The organism is Streptomyces decoyicus (genome assembly GCF_019880305.1).
Classification (GTDB): domain Bacteria; phylum Actinomycetota; class Actinomycetes; order Streptomycetales; family Streptomycetaceae; genus Streptomyces; species Streptomyces decoyicus.
In genome coordinates this window covers 1,747,104-1,763,558 of record NZ_CP082301.1, presented here as the reverse complement: position 1 = coordinate 1,763,558, position 16,455 = coordinate 1,747,104, and the positions used below count along the sequence as shown (strand labels likewise).

General features: G+C 67.6%; 13 protein-coding genes. All 13 read right to left on the bottom strand.

From position 1 onward, the window contains the following. Positions 1–194: 194 nt before the first annotated feature. A complete protein-coding gene (locus tag K7C20_RS07750; protein WP_030078790.1) occupies positions 195–455 on the bottom strand; it encodes a hypothetical protein in 261 nt (86 codons plus the stop codon). Next, positions 452–3,103, bottom strand: a complete 2,652-nt coding sequence (locus K7C20_RS07745) for an SUMF1/EgtB/PvdO family nonheme iron enzyme (protein WP_030078792.1) — start codon at positions 3,101–3,103, stop codon at positions 452–454. Before K7C20_RS07745 ends, K7C20_RS07750 begins: the two co-directional genes overlap by 4 nt. After that, a complete protein-coding gene (locus K7C20_RS07740; RefSeq protein ID WP_030078794.1) occupies positions 3,100–3,876 on the bottom strand; it encodes a class I SAM-dependent methyltransferase in 777 nt (258 codons plus the stop codon). Before K7C20_RS07740 ends, K7C20_RS07745 begins: the two co-directional genes overlap by 4 nt. Before the next feature lie 262 nt (positions 3,877–4,138). Continuing rightward, positions 4,139–5,329, bottom strand: a complete 1,191-nt coding sequence (locus tag K7C20_RS07735) for a DnaB-like helicase N-terminal domain-containing protein (RefSeq protein WP_030078796.1) — start codon at positions 5,327–5,329, stop codon at positions 4,139–4,141. 342 nt (positions 5,330–5,671) lie between these two features. Next, positions 5,672–7,465, bottom strand: coding sequence for a type IV secretory system conjugative DNA transfer family protein (locus tag K7C20_RS07730; protein ID WP_053208363.1), 1,794 nt, complete (start codon positions 7,463–7,465; stop codon positions 5,672–5,674). Positions 7,466–8,162: 697 nt separating this feature from the next. Beyond that, complete coding sequence (locus tag K7C20_RS07725; RefSeq protein ID WP_078952779.1) at positions 8,163–9,416, bottom strand: toll/interleukin-1 receptor domain-containing protein; 1,254 nt, start codon at positions 9,414–9,416, stop codon at positions 8,163–8,165. A 252-nt stretch (positions 9,417–9,668) separates the two neighbouring features. Beyond that, complete coding sequence (locus K7C20_RS07720; RefSeq protein ID WP_160328685.1) at positions 9,669–9,818, bottom strand: hypothetical protein; 150 nt, start codon at positions 9,816–9,818, stop codon at positions 9,669–9,671. Between the two features lie 33 nt (positions 9,819–9,851). Beyond that, positions 9,852–10,622, bottom strand: a complete 771-nt coding sequence (locus K7C20_RS07715) for a hypothetical protein (RefSeq protein ID WP_030078800.1) — start codon at positions 10,620–10,622, stop codon at positions 9,852–9,854. 28 nt (positions 10,623–10,650) lie between these two features. Continuing rightward, positions 10,651–11,196 carry a hypothetical protein gene (locus K7C20_RS07710; protein ID WP_053208362.1) on the bottom strand — a complete coding sequence of 182 codons (546 nt, stop codon included), beginning with the start codon at positions 11,194–11,196 and terminating at the stop codon, positions 10,651–10,653. A 270-nt stretch (positions 11,197–11,466) separates the two neighbouring features. Beyond that, positions 11,467–12,975 carry an ATP-binding protein gene (locus tag K7C20_RS07705; protein WP_053208361.1) on the bottom strand — a complete coding sequence of 503 codons (1,509 nt, stop codon included), beginning with the start codon at positions 12,973–12,975 and terminating at the stop codon, positions 11,467–11,469. Positions 12,976–12,996: 21 nt separating this feature from the next. Then, complete coding sequence (locus K7C20_RS07700) at positions 12,997–13,452, bottom strand: DUF6238 family protein (RefSeq protein WP_030078804.1); 456 nt, start codon at positions 13,450–13,452, stop codon at positions 12,997–12,999. 44 nt (positions 13,453–13,496) lie between these two features. Then, a complete protein-coding gene (locus K7C20_RS07695; RefSeq protein WP_030078805.1) occupies positions 13,497–14,966 on the bottom strand; it encodes an SCO6880 family protein in 1,470 nt (489 codons plus the stop codon). Between the two features lie 96 nt (positions 14,967–15,062). Then, positions 15,063–16,451, bottom strand: coding sequence for an SCO6881 family protein (locus tag K7C20_RS07690; RefSeq protein WP_030078806.1), 1,389 nt, complete (start codon positions 16,449–16,451; stop codon positions 15,063–15,065). Between the last annotated feature and the right edge of the window lie 4 nt (positions 16,452–16,455).

Genomic DNA, 16,455 nt, shown 5'->3' with positions numbered 1-16,455 from the left:
GCGCCCAGGCGACCCGTACAGCACTCTGGCGGAGGCAGGCGCGAAATAAGTCGCGCGGGTGGCTGCATCCGTCCGTCTGTTGCCGACCTCGAACGGGAAGGGTCCCTCCGGCCAGTCCGGAGTGCGCAGCAACCGTACCGGGAGCACAGCCATGAGGATCTGTCGTGCCCCGGCGATGGCCTCCAGCTCCACGGTCACCGGTAGTACTCGGCAGGGTCGGGCTGGTCGAGCCTGACCACGAACTCCGCGCTACCGGGGCGGTCTGCGGCGGCATGGAACCGTACGCGTTCGCCAGTGCGGATGGTGCGGAAGCCTTCGGTGACGATCTGCGTGTAGTCGAAGGTGTAGTAACGACCGTCCGCTTCGTCCTGGACGATGAAGGCGCCGACGGTACCGGTCAATCCTCCGCCGGTGGGCCGACGGTCGACGATAGTGCCGTGCCGCGCGTCGCTCATGAGGTGACCGCCTCAGGGTCGGTGATGTCCTGTACGCAACGGAAACCGACTGCGTTACTGCAGCCACGTTTGCGGTAGATGCCCTTGCTGCTCGCTTGTACGGCGCGCAGCGGATTGTCGTAGCTTCCACCGCAGATGACCGCTTCGCCGGCGTCATCCAGGCTGGTAGAGGTCCACTCCCAGACGTTCCCTGCCATGTCGGTGATGCCGTACGGGGAGCGGTTCGCGGCCCTCTCGGTGACCGGGGTGACCCAGGCACTGCGAAGTGCTTCTTGGGCGAATTCCTGCTGCCAGGCATGGAAGGTCACCACGGGATGACCGACCCACGTGTCAGCGCAGTTGATCGGCGCGCCGTCCGATTCGTCACCCCAGGGAAAGAGGCGGCCGTCCGTTCCGCGAGCGGCGGCTTCCCATTCCAGCGCGGTGGGCAGGCGCTTGCCCTCGAAGGCTGCGAACGCGAAGGCGCTCCACCAGCTGACGCAAATGGCAGGGTGGTCGTCGAACCGGGCATTGCGGTAGTAATCCGATTCGCGGAGCCGGTCGGTCCAGGGGGTGTGGGTGACGTTTGCTGGTTGGTCGGGGTGGTCCCAGGGTGAGGTGCCGTCGGGCCTCAAGGCGTCGAGGAAGCGGCGGTAGCGGCCGACCGTGACGGCATGGCGGTCGAATCGGACCGCATGTCGTACGCGGCGCAGCAAAAGCCGTTCAGCCGGCCCGACGAGGTGAACCCCGGCGGGAAGTACGCAGTCGTCGGTAGAGGCCATCGTCGGTATGCGGGCGAGGAAGGCTCTCACCTGCTCGGTGATGAAGGCACCTCCGGGCAGCTCTGCCGCCTCCTCACGACCGCTCGGGGTGGCGAGGTATCGGGCAGCCAGCAGCTCCTGGTAGGCGGTGTGCACGAAGGCGACCCGGTCCGGGCCGGCCGGCCGCAACAGGGGGGCGAGCACGCAACTGTCGAGTTCGAGACGACCGTCGGTGAAGGCGCCAGCGCCAAGGTCGCGATGCAGGTCGAGGAGGGAGAAGACCGTCTGGTCGGTGAGGAAGGCTCTACCGAATACTCCAGGTAGCCGCTCTTCGGCATCGGCCTGACCGTGGTCTGCCAGAGTCTTCGTGATGTGTGCGTCGAGCAACGCGTCGAGAGGTTGCGGGGAGGCGGGTTGGAGTAAGGCGGTCAGCCGCATCTCCAGAAACGTGGCATCGGGCTCCGCGAGCCGAACGAGATGGAAGTGCGGTACTCGTGTCGGGTCGAGTCCGTTCGCGTACATCTGCTCGACCAGCTGCTCGGATCGAGCGGTCCCGCTGTCCAACAGCTGGCGGATTTGCGGGGAGTCGGCAAGGAACGACACCCGCGAGCTCATGACCACAGTGGACTCGGCGGAGAGCACAGGGGCCAGATCCGCGAAGAGTCGCAGGAAGCCGGCGGGGCTGGCCTCGTCCACGCCCTCGTCAACCGCGTCCAGGACGCACAACGCAGATCCGGACCGGATCAGGTAGAGGAACAGGTCGTACGCACGGGAGCGGTCCGCCGTCATGCACGGGGACAGCAGGCGTGCCGCGTATTCGGGGAAGGTCTCGTCCCTCGGCTTGAGGCCGAGGTCGAAATAGAAGCGGAAGCGGCGTGCACAGGCGTCTGCGGCCAGTGTTCGGAGCAGCGTGCTCTTGCCGCTGCCGGGACGACCGGTGATCAGAATGTTTGCTTGGCCACGTGCAAGGCGGCCGAGGAGGGTCGCTGCGTCCTCGGCTGTCTGGATGAGAGGTTCTCCAGTGCGGGCATCGGTTGACAGCACAGTGGCAGTGACGGCCGTGCGGGGCTCGGCGCACTCCGCGGAGGTCATGTCGGCCAGGTGGGCGTCAAGGTCGACGTGCCTGTCGATGAAGCTGTCGTAGCGGACGAGCCGGTAGTCGCGACCGAGCAGTTCACGGACGGGGCCGGGTAACTCCTCGTCCTCACCGGCCTCGTCGAGGATGACGAATCGGGTGAGTTTGGGCAGACGGGTGCGCAGCAGTTCACCGCCGTTGGAGGTGAGGACGGCGCGCAGGTCGTCCACATCCTGCGAGACCATCAGCTCGACGTACTCCAGGCGCATGCCCGATTCACGGCAGAAGAGCTGGTAGACCGTGTCGGAGGTAAGGACGAATCGCTTGGCCTGCCGGTAGCCGAGGGTGATGTACAACCCGGCGAGGAACTCGCAGCGACGGGCGACCTCGGGAGCCATGTGGGGCTCTCCGCCCAGCAGGGCGGAGCTGCTGGTACTCGTGAACCAGACCAGGACGTCCACGAGTCGACGTACGGCCAGCAGGCCGTCCTCGTCGGAGATGTCGTAGCCGTCGTGCGTGGACCGGTTCCGCAGGCGACGGATGTCATCCAGCGCATTCAGGACGGTGCTGCTGCGGATGTGCGGCTGACACCGCTTGACCAGGTCGTTGAGGGCACGGCCCGATGGGTCGCCCTCGATGCCATGGTGCCGCCAAAGCTCCTTGAGAAGCTTCTCCGTCAGCTTGCCGACGAGAGAGACAGCGTTCTCCGGATAGCCATCATTCAGGCTGCGCAAGGGACGTTCGAGGTCCAGACCGAGGCGGTCAGCGACACGGGAGTGGTCATCGAGCTCGCTGCGGAGCCGCTGCAACCGTTCGTCCACCACCATGCTCATCGCCCTTCACCCGGCTTCACGCCCAGTAAGAAGGCGAAGCGGTCGGGGAAGGCGAGCACCGGCTCCGGATGCGCGGCTCTCATCTCCTCGATTCCCTTCTCGATCTCGCTGTCACAGAACGTGGAGAGCACTGACATGTAGCGGGCCCGCACCATCCCGATGTACTTCTCGCGATCGAGACGTAACTCGTAGTCGACGTAACGAAGTGTGGTCTGCAACCCGGCCGCCCGTAGATTGTCGACGATGAGTTCGGGGTTGGGCTGGAGTTCCGTGAAGCGGTCGAGCGCCGCCTGGAACAGCGGGTACTCGATGCTGGTCGGCAGCATGACCACGAGTAACCGACCGCCGGGAGCAAGCCGAGCGGCCAGGCCATGCAGGGTGGTGGCGGGATCGGCGACGTGATGCACCGACTCCTTCAGCCAGGTGGCGTCCAGTTGCCCGTACGGTAACTGGACGCGTCCTACGGCGATGTCTTCCGCCGAGGCTACGACCGGCGTCAGGGCGGCGGGTGGTGGCATACCGATCTGGTGCAGCATCGCCGGCGACGGGTCCGCGCAGAGGATGGCATGCTGCGGGTTGACGATCCGCGCCACCTCGCGTGCGAACATCCCTGTGCCACAGCCGATGTCGGCGATTCGGTCAGCGGAAGACAGGCGCAGCGTCTCGGCTATGCGTGCCGACATCCAGGTGATGTAGTGCGGCCCGTATACCCAATGCTCGTCATACTCGGCAGCAAGCCGCTCGTAATGCCCTTGAACATCCCGCCGTTCCACAGTCCCCCCACCCGGGTCTACGGCTCTGCTGGCCCGCCGTCAGGCTACTCCTTCGGTAACTCCATGGAATTGCTCAGCCACAGTTTCAGCCAGAGTGCGGAGGCGTCGATCAGTCGCCTGGCCTGAGTGGCGACGTTGGGCGAACCTCAAGTGAGATTGCGGTAGTTGTCGGCATCCGCGGGTGCGGGGCGCCTCTCGCGCAGGCTCTCGAACTCGTTGGCCATGGCCATAGGGGCTTGGCGGGTGTCGTCGTTGGAGGCGTTCACGCAAGGCTCCGTCGGTGCGGGCGGTCCTGGGCGGAGGGGCGTGGGGCTGTGGTCGATACCGCGGGCTGGGCGGCGACGGGGCGGTGTGAACGGCTGCGGGACCGGGCGGCATCGATTCGTGCAGCGGGCGGAGGGGCAGGTGGGTGACTTGCGGTACGGCTGAGCCCTGGTTCGGCATCCGTTCCGATGCGCCAGCGGTGGCGGACCTCGTCCAGCGGGCCCAGCGCGTGGAGCGCGTAGTTGATCAGCCCTCCTGGGGCCAGTGACTCGTCGTCGGCCAGGGCCCTTACCTTCCGGGCCGAGGCGGCTGCGGTGCGTACGAGCGAGGCTTGGACCACCTGCTCGCCGAGGTGCTCCGCCGCTCCCGCGAACGCAGAAGGGCCACAGATCCGCCGTACTCGCTCGACATCGAGGGTTCGGTCGGCCAGAGCGCCCCGACGCTGTGTCTCCCACAGCACGGTCATCTGATCGATGGGCTCACCTCGGTGATGCAGCGCGCCCAGGGACCGGTAGATCTGCTGGTGGCCGACGTCGGCGAAATCGTCCGGGCGTAGCCAGCCCACGACAGCTCGCAGCTGTTGGGGACGCGCGCTCAAGCCTCCCAGCAGCAGCTCCTCGTCGGCAAGGAGGTGCTCTTCCACCGGCTGCGGATAAGCGGCAGTTGGTGGTGTGACGGATGCCGGGGGTGCCTCGGCCCTGGGCTCGGTTCCCCAGCGGCGCGCGAGATCGGCCAGCACTTCGTACAAGACCTCGGCGTGGTGGATCGTTTCCTCTGCGCCGCCGCGGATCGCGTCGGCACGGGCCGCTTGGTGCAGCCGGGTGGCGTGCTGGGCGACGCTGCGGTGGATGGCGCCCTCCAGGACCATCCGACCGTAGACCACCGCGTGCTCGGGGCGAGGACAGGCCGAGACCAGGGAGTGCGCGTACGAGGCGGTGAGGCCTCGGGTGCGGGTGCTCGCCTCGGCAACCGCGTCGGTCACCCAGGCCAGCGGGACGGGCTCGCCGGCCCGTGTCTCCGTCGCCGGGTGGCCGTCGGCCCGGAGCTTGAGCATCGCGGCATAGGTGGCCGCGTGGACTGGCCGGTGGAAGTGATGGGGGCGGAGCCAGGACGACAGGCGGTTGAGCTGGCCCGGCTCTAGGAAGACCGCACCCAAAACGGCCTGCTCGGCTTGGACCAGTGGGTTCAAGGACGTGCCTTGAGCTGGAGGCTGAGTTCAGCGACGGCCCGCTCAGCGACAGCCATGTCAGCTGCGAAGCGGTCGAGCTCGCCGGTGAAATCCGGGTCCGAGACGAGCAGGGAACCGGCCGTCGTAGCGAGCCACCATTTGGCACCGCGACGTACGACGGGGGTGCCGGCAAGCCGCTCGGAGGCACGTACGGAAACGAAGGGAGGAGAAGGGCGGGACATGGGACTCCCTAGGAAAAGGACACACGATGAGGGGAGGGGCGGCATCGGGGACGCCGCGCAATGAGGCGGCTGGCGGCTGCTCGATGGCCTCTCGGCCGGGGACTGTGCAGCAGCGGGCTGGTCATGCTGCTGGACCGAAGTCGTCCTGGCGCAGGGACTTGGCGAGTGCGCGATTGGTGATTGCCGCGGTTGCCTTGGCGGAGGCGGCGCTGAGCCGGTCGGCGTTCCGGCCCTTGTACCAGGGCTTGAGGTCGATGAGGGCTGGCCGGATGCCGGTGGCCAGCAGGTAAGCCGTCCCCTTGGGCAGCGCGCGGATCGCGTCCGGCGGCAGCACTCGCTCCTGACGCATCGAGACCGACGTGGACTTGCCGGACTCGCTGGTGGAGACGGAGACCGTGCGCACGTCGTGGTCGCCGGCGAGGCGCGAGAGCTTTTCGGCGAAGTCGGCGTCGTCGGTGCCGGGACCGATCAATTTGATCGTGGCGGCGGAGAAGAGGGCGTGCATGCCCGCTTCGCCCCAGACCCGGACGCCCTGCTGGTAGGACTGCAGGATCGTGAACGGGATGACGCCGCGGGAGCCGAGGTGGGAGTAGAGGTCGGGGAGGTCCGCGATCTTGCACACGTTGGCTGCCTCGTCCAAGATCGCGAGCAATGGCGCATCGAGGCGACCGCCGGCTCGTTCGGCTTGGATGACGGCGGCCCGCATCACCGAGTCGGCGGCTGCGGCGATGATCGCCGAGGCCGAGCCCCCACCGTCCTTCGACAACAGGAACAAGGTGTCGTTGCTGGTAGCGAAGGCTTCCGGCTTGAACTCCCGTAGCTTTTCCCGGCTCTTGGGCGGGGTGACCCACGAGGCGATGCCGGGGTCGAGCAGGCAGCTGGCGTACTGCCGAGCCGTCTCGAAGATGCCGTCCCGGGTTTCGACCGCACCGGCCACTGTGCCCTGGAGCTGGGCGGCAACTGCGTCGAGCCCAGCGTCCTGGAGCAGGTCGATCGGGGTGCGGTCGGACGGAGAGGCGAGCCAGGCCAGCACCTCCGTGATCGGAAGTCCGGCGTGGGCGGCGGCCAGAAAGAGGGCGGTGAGGGTGTTGGCGGCCGCCGTGGACCAGAAGTCGCCCGCGCTCGACTCGTCCACGGAGGCGGTGACGAAGTGTCCCGCGAGCCGTCGGGCCCCGGCGAGATCACGGGCGTCGGCGAGGATGTCCCACCACATGGTCTGGGGGGCGTGGGCGATCTGCTGCGGATCCACAGTCCAGACGGTCCCTACCTCGGCGCGGGCGTCGAGGGTAGCCGTGTAGGCATCGCGGGCCGCTTTGTTCGAGGTCAGCAGCACCGGGCCGGGGGCGCGCAGGATCGCGGGTATCGCCAGTGCCGAGGTTTTACCGGACCGCGGGGCCATGACCGCCAGGAGGGCGTCCTCCCAGGAGGCGCGGAGTTCGTCCTTGCCCAGTTTCAGAGTGCCGAGCAGTACGCCGCGGTCGTCCGGATCGATGTCCTTGGGCTTGCTGCCCTTGAGGCTGGGACGGAGGTCGATGGCCTTGGCGGCTATCTGCTTGGGCAGCAGCGGAGCCAGCTCTCGTGCGGTGGCCAGCCCCGAGGAGCTGCTGCGGAAGTACAGCCACGCCTTCGCGCAGAGGACGGCGGTAGCCAGGAGTATGAGGGTGGGGAGTACGTAGCAGCCGGTGATGACGGCGGGCCGAGCCATATGGGGCCACACCTGCTCGGGGTGCATGAGCGCGGCGGTCGGCTGGAAGGCGGCCCACGGGTCGGAGCCGGCAACGGCGTTGGCAAGGTTGCCGAACAGCCAGGCCAATGAGCCTCCTCCCATGCCGAGCCCGGCGAGGGCGATCAGGAGATAGAAGAGAACGTCGGTGCCGGTGGTGGTCGAGGGTGTGATGGTGCGTGGTGATGACAAGGAGAGTTCCAGGGGTGCGCGGCGCGAAGGGAGGGGACCGGGCAGCGCGTTCTTCTGGTGATCACGACGTGCTCCTAGCGGCTGAGGCGTAGGCGGGAGTCCTGGGGCTGGCGGCGTGGCGGTCTCATGACCGCCCGCAGGCTTGTGTTGGTGGCAGGGCTACGTGGCCGTGTCGGGCTGTGCGAAGCGGTGCTCGTGAATCTCGTCCCATGCATCGGCGCGAGCTGGACTGCGGCTCGTGTGGAACGGGCCTTCTTCTCTGTCTCGCTGAGGCCGTCGGCAGACGGTGCCGGCGGGTTGAGTCCTGCACTGGCTCGAAGCCGTAGTCCAATGGTGCCTGGCCGACCCGTCGCCGCGCAGCCCTGCAGCCGGAAGCTAGCTTGCTTACGGCATCAGCGTCAGGTCCGCGCGAAACGCCGCACTCGGCGCTTGCCACCGTCCTTCCCGCACCTGTCCTCGCCGACATCCTCGGCACGCACACCACCGCCGCCGTCCGATGGGTCGCCTACGTGCGGCGGGACTAGAGGAGTACCTCGCGGCCCGAACCGCTGACAATCCACACAGCTACGCAACTGAGGAAGCCCCATACGGAGGAATAGCACAGGTGGAACGAGTGCTCTCGTTAGTAAACGAGGCGGCCTAACTGCGGCAAATGCGATGCGAACATGGCAGTGAATAATAGATCTCGTGACCTTGATTATGAGTGACTGCTTGAACGTCTTGTGAGACGTTCAATAGCCTCGTTGAGTGAGACTGAGATCTCGGCGCTACTCAACCCATTCGATTCGATCCTGAACAAGTCGCCAATGACTGCGGGGACCGGGGTGTCATCAAGCCGGACAATTATGATTGGGATTCCTCGGTCGGTCAGGGCAGCTGCAGCTGCTTGCCACTCTCGTGTCACCCCAACACCACTTAGGCAGGCGCGGGACCAAAAAAGCACGAAGTGACTCATTTCCTCAAGCCCAGATGAAATCCCTCCCCAGAGAGAATCTGACGGAATGAGTTTATCCCTGTCGAGCCATACGGCGATTCCCTTTCTCCTGAGCTCTCGCGCCACCTCCCCAACCATCGCTTTGTCCGATGACCTGTGTGAAAGGAAGAGCAAGTGTGGCGAACGGAAATGAGAGGCGGTGCGCTTTCTGTCGGATGCGACCTCCCGTGAAAGGACGGATCCGATATTTTCCACCCATCGTACGTTCCCGGGGCAGCGGTCCACCCAGGCGTCCGACGATACGAGTCCTCCTATGGTGACCGTATAGCCGTGGCCATAGTTGTGGACTGAAGCAAAAGGGCAGCAATCGAATTCATCGATCCACTGGTCATCTTGCAGCGTACCCGTGCTGCCTTGGTTTCCTGATGCCAGTATGTGTCGCCAGAACTCAAGGCGGACTGGTAGGCCGGCCATTATCTCAGGAATGCCATCGTAGACGGGGCGCAGCCATTCAGATAGCACCATCTTCTTGGGTTGACACACTATTTGGCGAGGGTTCAGCCATGACGACTCCTGATCCACGCCGTAGACAGGTGACGTTCTGTCGAACTGGCCATAGTCGAACAGTGCGCCAAGGAACGTTGACGCTTTGCGGTATTGCGTCTTGTATTCGTGGAGTTGATTTATGTCAACATCCGCAACAACTAGCACGCTTCCATTCGAGACGAAGTGCTCCGCGATTGGTTGAGCCATCCTCCAGAGATCGTCATCTAGGAATAGGCCGCCCTCTAAGTAGATGAAGTTCGGATCGAGTTGGTCGACCAGATCCTCCGATATGATGTCGTTATTAATATCTTCATTTTCGAGGTGGGCCGCATCTTCCCTTTTTAATACGGCGTGAGCCAATAGGCATTCCTCCGACACCTCGCTGAGGTGGTCAAAGAGTCGGCGCCCAGCCAAACTGTTCCTGCCATTTACGCTGAGCATTCGCTGCAGATATAGAGTGCGGAGCGTCATGGAATATCACACCTTGTGATTGATTGGCGGGTGATCACCACAATGGAGACGCCTGCGTCGGGGCTCGTTGTCCACTCCGTCCGGCGTGCCCATGGAACATGCCCTCCGCTTCACCGTAGGCCCTAGGAAAGCCTCCGGCAGAAGTTGCTGCTAGCCGGGCTTTTGGTCATCGGCCATTGGGATCGTGGAGAGTCATGGCAAGGCGGCCCCCGCTTCTTCGCCACCCACTCGGCCTTCGACTCGGCGTCCTCGTCACGGGCGGTCCGCCAGCAGTCGATGCAGTCGCGTCCGGCCGGCCAGCGGGGTAACCGGCACGCCGGTCGGCCGGGCGGTTGGAGAGGTCTGCCCGGTGGTGGTGTGCCCGCAGGCGCGGTCGATGGTCCAGAGCTTCTTGACGGCCATGAGCCGGACTCCTTCGGCGAGGGGAATGGTCGGTCAGCGTGTACGGCGTGAAGGGGGTGCCGCCGCCTGGGGCTGGGCCGATGCTCGCGCCGCCGGGGAGACGTCGACGGGGGAGTGCGGAGAGGACGACACGGCCGCGCGAGAACGGGCGGTGTGCGTGACGGGAAGGAACTCGTGCCGCTCTGGGAGCGGCATATCGGCCAGAGGTGGGGCTTCCTCCGGCGTCACATCCGTCATGACGGCCAGGTCGAGTTGGGCATCGACGAGCTGGTCGCCGAGGAAGGCCACATGGTGCGCGATCGTGCGCAGGCGCAGGCTTAGCTCGCGGCCGTTGGGCGTCTCGAGCCGTTCGCACCACGCGGCAGCGGTGTCGATGAAGTCCTCCAGGTCGCCGACGGCGCCTTGGTGCTGGTCGAGGATCTCCTCCAGAACCTCGGCAACGTCTGCCGAGTGCCGGAGCCCGTGCAGCTGACTGGTCAGGGCGGTCAACGACTCGCCGCGGGCTGGCTCCCGGGCGGGGACATCGTCCGCTGTGGGGACGGGCGGAGGCAGCATGATGCGCGGATCAGCGGCGACGGAGAGGCCGGCGTCCTGGAACTCCCGGGTGGCGCGGGCCACCGTACGGACCGCTGTGTCGTGCGGGGTGTCGTCCGGCAGGAGATAGATGTCCAGGCCCTGGCTGTAGCGGAAGTGGTACTTGCGCAGGGTCTCATCCAGGGAAGGGCGGTCGACCGCGACGGCCGCGGCCACCCCGAGGTCGGGGTGAACTCCGAAGGCGACGTCGGGCTCGTGTTGCAGAGTCATCGCGAAGGCTCCCTTCGGCGTGGGCGGTTTAGCGGGCGTGGACCGGCTGCTGGCCGGGGGAAGTCAGGCCGTACGCGACTTCGGCTGCGGGCTGCAGCGGTGCATAGACGCCTGCGCGGGCTGGGGAGACGGCGGTGGCCGCCCGGGCCCGGGCCTGCTGAGCCGACGGGGTCAGATCGGCAGGGCCGTTCCCGCGTATCTCGGAGGAGGCGTCGACGGCACGGGCGGATGCGAGTGCCGCCTGCTCGACGCTGGAGACCTCTGGGGCAGGCCTGTTTTCCAGCCGATCGAGGAGGCCTCGACCGGCGGTGATCCGGGCGTAAGGCCTGAGGTCGTACGCGGCGTCGGATGCGACGCTGTACTGCGCGGCCCGCAGAGACTGGACCGCCTGCTGGCCCCGTCGGGTCGGGTCGCGGTTGGGCTCGCTGAGGGCGTACAGGTGGCTGTCGGGCAGTCGCTGGAAGCCCACCAACCGGAGCGTGTGGTCGGCGGCGTGGTGGTTGTGCGAAACCGCTGCCACGACGCCGTACTCGTCGTGGTGGCTGACGGTGATGTGCGGACGTGATGCCGCCACGAGAGATGCACCTCGCAGAGATCGGGGCCGGCGGAGGACGAGGATGTGGTCCGAAGACGGATTTGGTGGGGCTGGCAATCTGCGCTAGCGCGAGAGGGGCAGGCGGGGCCGTACCGAGCTGGCCGACGGGCGGCATCGGAGCCTGTGCCGCCCGGCACTGCCTCTCGGGGCCGCGCCGTAGGGCTTGTGCGGCTGAGTAGGAAGGGAGACCGGGGAGCCGAAGTGTGGCTTCGGCTTCCTCCGAGTTATGCGGTCGGTCAGGGGCGGCGCTCAGGCGTGCATACGGGCGTCGGTGTCGAACAGTTCGAGTTCCCGCGGATGGAGGAGGTGTTGCGTGATGAACGACCTGCCTGCGACCTTCCACAGTCCGCGCCCTTTGGTGAGGGCGGAGACAGCCCGGGTCTCGACGCCGGTCAGTCCCAGCAGGGCCGCGGCGGAGCCGAGCTGGTCGGCCTCCTGGCGGTAGATGATCCGGGTGGAGCAGTCGGTGAGCAGGCCTTCGGCCAGTGCTCGGCCCCGGGAGCCGGCATCGCCTGCGGTCAGCAGGTCGCTGAGGCGGTGGATGACCATGAGGTTGGCGATGCCGAGGCCGCGTGAGAGCTTCCACTGGCTCTGCATCCGTTCCAGGAGGGCGACGTGCCGCATGACGCGCCATGCCTCGTCGTAGATCACCCAGCGCCGTCCGCCCGTGGGGTCGGCGAGCGCGGACTCCATCCAGGCCGAAGCGCAGGTCATCGCCAGGACGAGTGCGGTGTCGTCGCCGGCACCACCGAGACGGGAAAGGTCGATAGAGAGCATCGGCGTACTCGGGTCGAATGCGACGGTGCTGGGTGCATCGAACATCCCCGCCAGGTCGCCGTGCACGAGCCTGCGCAGCGCGTGGGCCAGGTCTTCGGCGGCGTGCCCGAGGCGGCCGGACGGCTCGCCGAGTGCGGAGTCGAGCCGCTCGGGGGAACCGAGTACGTGCGCGACGTCGCCCAGTAGCGGGGGCGTGCCGCGTGCTGCAGCGTGGGCGACGGTCTGGTCGAGCGCCACGTCGAGTGCGGTGTGTTCCATCGGATGCAGGTCCCGCCGCAGGACCGTCTTCGCGAGTGAGCCGAGGAGGAGCAGACGCCGCTTGCGGACCTCATTGGCCCAGTCCTCCTCGCTGGCGCCGTGCGGCCTGGCGGGCGCGTCCAGAGGGTTCAACCGCCCTGGGAGGCCGGGGCCGAGGGCGATGGTCTGGCCGCCCAGTTCCTGGGCGACGACGGTCCACTCGCCCTTCGGGTCGCACGGTACATATATCCGGTAGCCGAAGGCCACGGCCCGCACGGCGAGGGACTTGGCCAGGGCGGACTTGCCCATGCCAATGATTCCGGCGAGCAGGATGTTCGGATTCGTGAACCCGTCGAGGCGCCCGTACAGCGCGAACGGGTCGTACGTGAACGCCGCCTCCGCATGGACGTCACGGCCGATGTAAATGCCCTGCGCGCCCAGGCCGCCCTCGGCGAGAAAGGGATACGCACCGCTGGCGGTGGCAGTCGTCATGCGGTGGGAGGGGAGTTTGAGACGGCCGCCGCGGGCGGAGAACGGGCCGGGCCGGCCAGCGACCGGGTAGGTGGCCCGCAGCTCGGGGGCGACGCCAGATTCGGCACGGCGGGCTTGGGGGCGGGCGGCGTGGCGAGCCTGGTCACGGGCGGCGGCGAACTGGTCCCGGGCCGCGCGGGCAGTGCGGCGGTCGGTCTTGCGGGGGACGAACAGCGGGCTGGCGCTGGCGCGGGTGCGATTGCGTGTGGGCATTAGGGATGGTGCTCCTGGCGGTCAGTGGCGGATCAGGCCGGTGAACGGGTCACGCAGATCGGCCGGAGTGTGATTACGGCGGACCTGTGCGGCAGTGCCCAGGTGGCGTCGGCAAATGGTGAGTTCGGGAGTCCCTTCGGGGAGCCGGGCGCGGCACGCCTTCCGACTGGGGAGGCGGCCAGTGCTCGGGTGAGGGGCTGCGTGATAGGCGGCGTGGAGGTGCTCGGCGGCCTGCCACAGCCGGATCCGGCACGCTCGCAAGTGATCGCTCTCGGCCTCTGCCACCGGGCCGGTCCGGGCCGTATGGGCATCGAGCAGCCCGTACAGAGCGATGACGTGCGTGTGGAGAGAGTCCAGCTCGGTGCGGTTTGCGGCCACGGGTCCGGCAGGGAGGTTGATCGCCCGGTGGAAGTCGAGGGCGGCGGTGGCGGAGGGGACGAAGTCCGCAGCCAGATCGGGCAGGGGAGCGGTCGGCATGAGAGGGGCCCTTCGGTAGAGCGCGTTCGGTGGAGCTGGGTGCGCTACGGGCGGGCCAGCGGGAGGGCGGCATTGGTGAAGGCTTCGGCCTGCTGCCAGGTGAGGAGGCGCAGGTCGATGAGGGCGGATACGGCGGCGGTTTCGATGGCGGCGCAGGCGGCGTTGAGTTGCTCGTCGGTTTCGGCGCTGACGGTGAGCAGGCCGGTCAGGGCGACATCGGCGTGGCCGGCGATGAGCTGGCGCTCGCGGTTCTTGATGTCGGCGTACTCGACCGAGTCCTCTTCTGAGTCGACCTGGCCCTTACGCTGCCGCTCGGCGGCGTCCGCGATCACCGTGGCCTTCTTGCGCTGCACGTCCTTGAGCGCTGCATCCAGTCCCTTCGGCGCGTAGGTAAGGGACAGGGTGCGGCGGACACCGGAGGTGAACAGCAGTTGGTGGAGGAAGCCTGGGGAGGTCTCGATGCGCGGCCAGTTCTCGATCCAGAACGTGGCGTGGTGGGCTGAGTCGGTCTGGATGCGGTCGGCCTTCTCGACCAGGACGACCGGGCCGGCAGCCGCGGGATCGGCCTGGGGGCGGCCGGAGTCGGACCACTGATCCAGCGACGCGGACGCCTTGGGGTCGTACGCGGTGCGGATGACGGCGGCGACCTCGTCGGCGGCCAGCCAGCCGGCGGGTGTGAGACCGGAGTTACGGGCGGCTTGCTCGAAGGTCGAGGTGAGCTGGCTCAGGACGGCGCAGCCGCCCATGAGGCCGCCTCCGGCCTGGTTGATCAGGCGCCGGGTGGCCTTGAGATCGAGACCGAGCGCGACATACGCCTCGTGCGGAGCTGCGGCGGGACCGGCGGCGGCCAGCAGGTCGCTGTAGATGGGCCCAGCCAGGTGGGTGTCAGCGTTGCCGTGCTCGTGCCAGTAACGGTTGAGCGCATCACCCGAGTCGGGCACGGTGCGCTCCAGGACCTGGACGCGGGCGATGTGCCCGGTGCGAGACAGGGCGGCGAGAGTGCGCCCCCAGCCTGCGACGTTGCTGGCTTGGGTGGCCGGATCGAGCAGGGCGAAGGCGCGGGATGAGACCTTTACGACGGCGGTCAAGGTGCCGTGGTGCGGATCGTGCACCGCGCCGAACCGGCCGTTCGGGGAGGTGACCACCCGCAGGGAGGCGGCAGTGCCGGGCAGGTGCAACAGGCCCTCGCGCCGCGGGCGGCGAGAAGGACGGACGAGCCAGATGAGCTGGCTCCGGAGACGCCGCAGCGCGTAACGGATCGTGATGGGAGCCCAGTCGGCGAGAGAGCGTCCGCGATGGCGCACGAAGACGGCCGGCAGGATCACGGCCCACAGGGGTATGAGCTTGAGCGCGCCGGCCACACCGGAGGTCACGAGCACCGCGAGCAGGAGCAGGCCGGTGAGCGTGCCAACGGTCAGCTGGGGAACGGAGAGGCCGAGCAGCACGCCGCGGCGGGAGCGGTGCGGGAACTTCACGGTGGGCGGGCCGTCGGCCTGAGGGGGGTCGGAGAGCATGGCGAAGCGGTCCTTGCAGCGTGGAGAGAACGAGGAAAGAGGGGGACGGGGGCGGGCCGGCCGAATGTGAGCTGGACCGCCCCCGTCAGGCGAGGGCTACGAGTCCGATCCACTCGGCGGCTCGGGGTAGACCCACCGCTGCGGCGTAGTGCCGCCTTGCGGGGAGGGCCCACTGGCTGGGGGCGGCCCACTCCGCCGCGGTGCCGGCGGAAACATCTGCGTGACCTGCGGCGATACCGCTGACGCGCCCTGTGGCTGCGGTCCGGGGGAGACAGGTGCCAGCTCGGCCGTGTCCGGTCCACCAGCCTGGCTGGGACGCTGAATCAGGGGCTGGCCGCCGTCGCCGTCGGTGGGAGGCCGGCGGATGAGCGCCTTTCCCTTGTCGCCTGCGGCGTTCGGATCCTCGCCGAACCGGAAGCGGGTCGGTTTCGACTGACTGCTGCCGCCGGCCGGGTCGATCCCGGAGGCGACGCCGTCCGAGCCCTGGCCCGGCACCTTCGCCGGCCCCTGCGGAGCAGGCGTTCCGGTACCCGCCTGCATCGCGAGCTGGGCCGCGGTCTTGGCCGCGCCAGCGGCCACCGTCACGCCGGCGATGCCGGTGCGGTGCAGGTCGTCGTGGCCGCCGCCGTCGGCTGCCCAGTGCACGAACTTGTACGTGGCGTACGGGCAGAGCATCACCAGGATCATCACGACGATGCCCGCGATCGCGTCCGACAGGGCACTGAGGCCGTCGTGCGCATTGCTCTTGCCCATGGCCGAGACGCCCAGCAAGAACACGATCGTCATCAGAAGCTTGCTGACGACCAACGTGCTCGTTGCCTCGATCCAGCCGCGCCGCCAGCGCTTGGCAACCTCCCAGCCGCCGCCGGCACCGGCGAAGACGGCCAGCGTGACCAGGACCAGGATGCCAACCTTGCGGGCAACCATCACCGCCCAGTAGAGGAAGGCTCCGACCGCGCAGCCGAGGGCGATGATCGAGGGGACGCCCCAGCCCAGGCCGTACATCGCCCCCAGCTCGTTGACCTTGATCATGCGGCGGACCGCGTCGTCGACGGAACTGTTGGCGGCCTTGAACAGACCGGCACTGAGAGCGTCGACGACGGTGATGGCCACGGTGGTGCAGGAGATGGCGGCGAAGGCGAAGAAGACGCCGACCATGGTGCCGAACGCGGCCTGGACAAGGGCGCGTTCGTCCCTGCGCCAGGCGGCGCGGGTCAGCTGCAGGCAGAACGTGCCGACGGTCAGGATCAAACCGATCGGCAGGAGCAGCTCGTAGTTGTTGCGGAACCACTCGGCGTTCAGGTCGATGGCAGTGGTCTGGTCGACTGCTTTGGATGCGAGGTCGGCCGCGGACTGTGCCACCTCGCCCATCGACTTGGCGATCCAGGCACCGATGCCGTCGGTGACTGCCTCGCCGGTGGAGCTGAGGACGCCGCCGACGGCGTCGCAGACCGAGTTCATCAGGGGAAGGTCGCAGGCTCCCATCAGT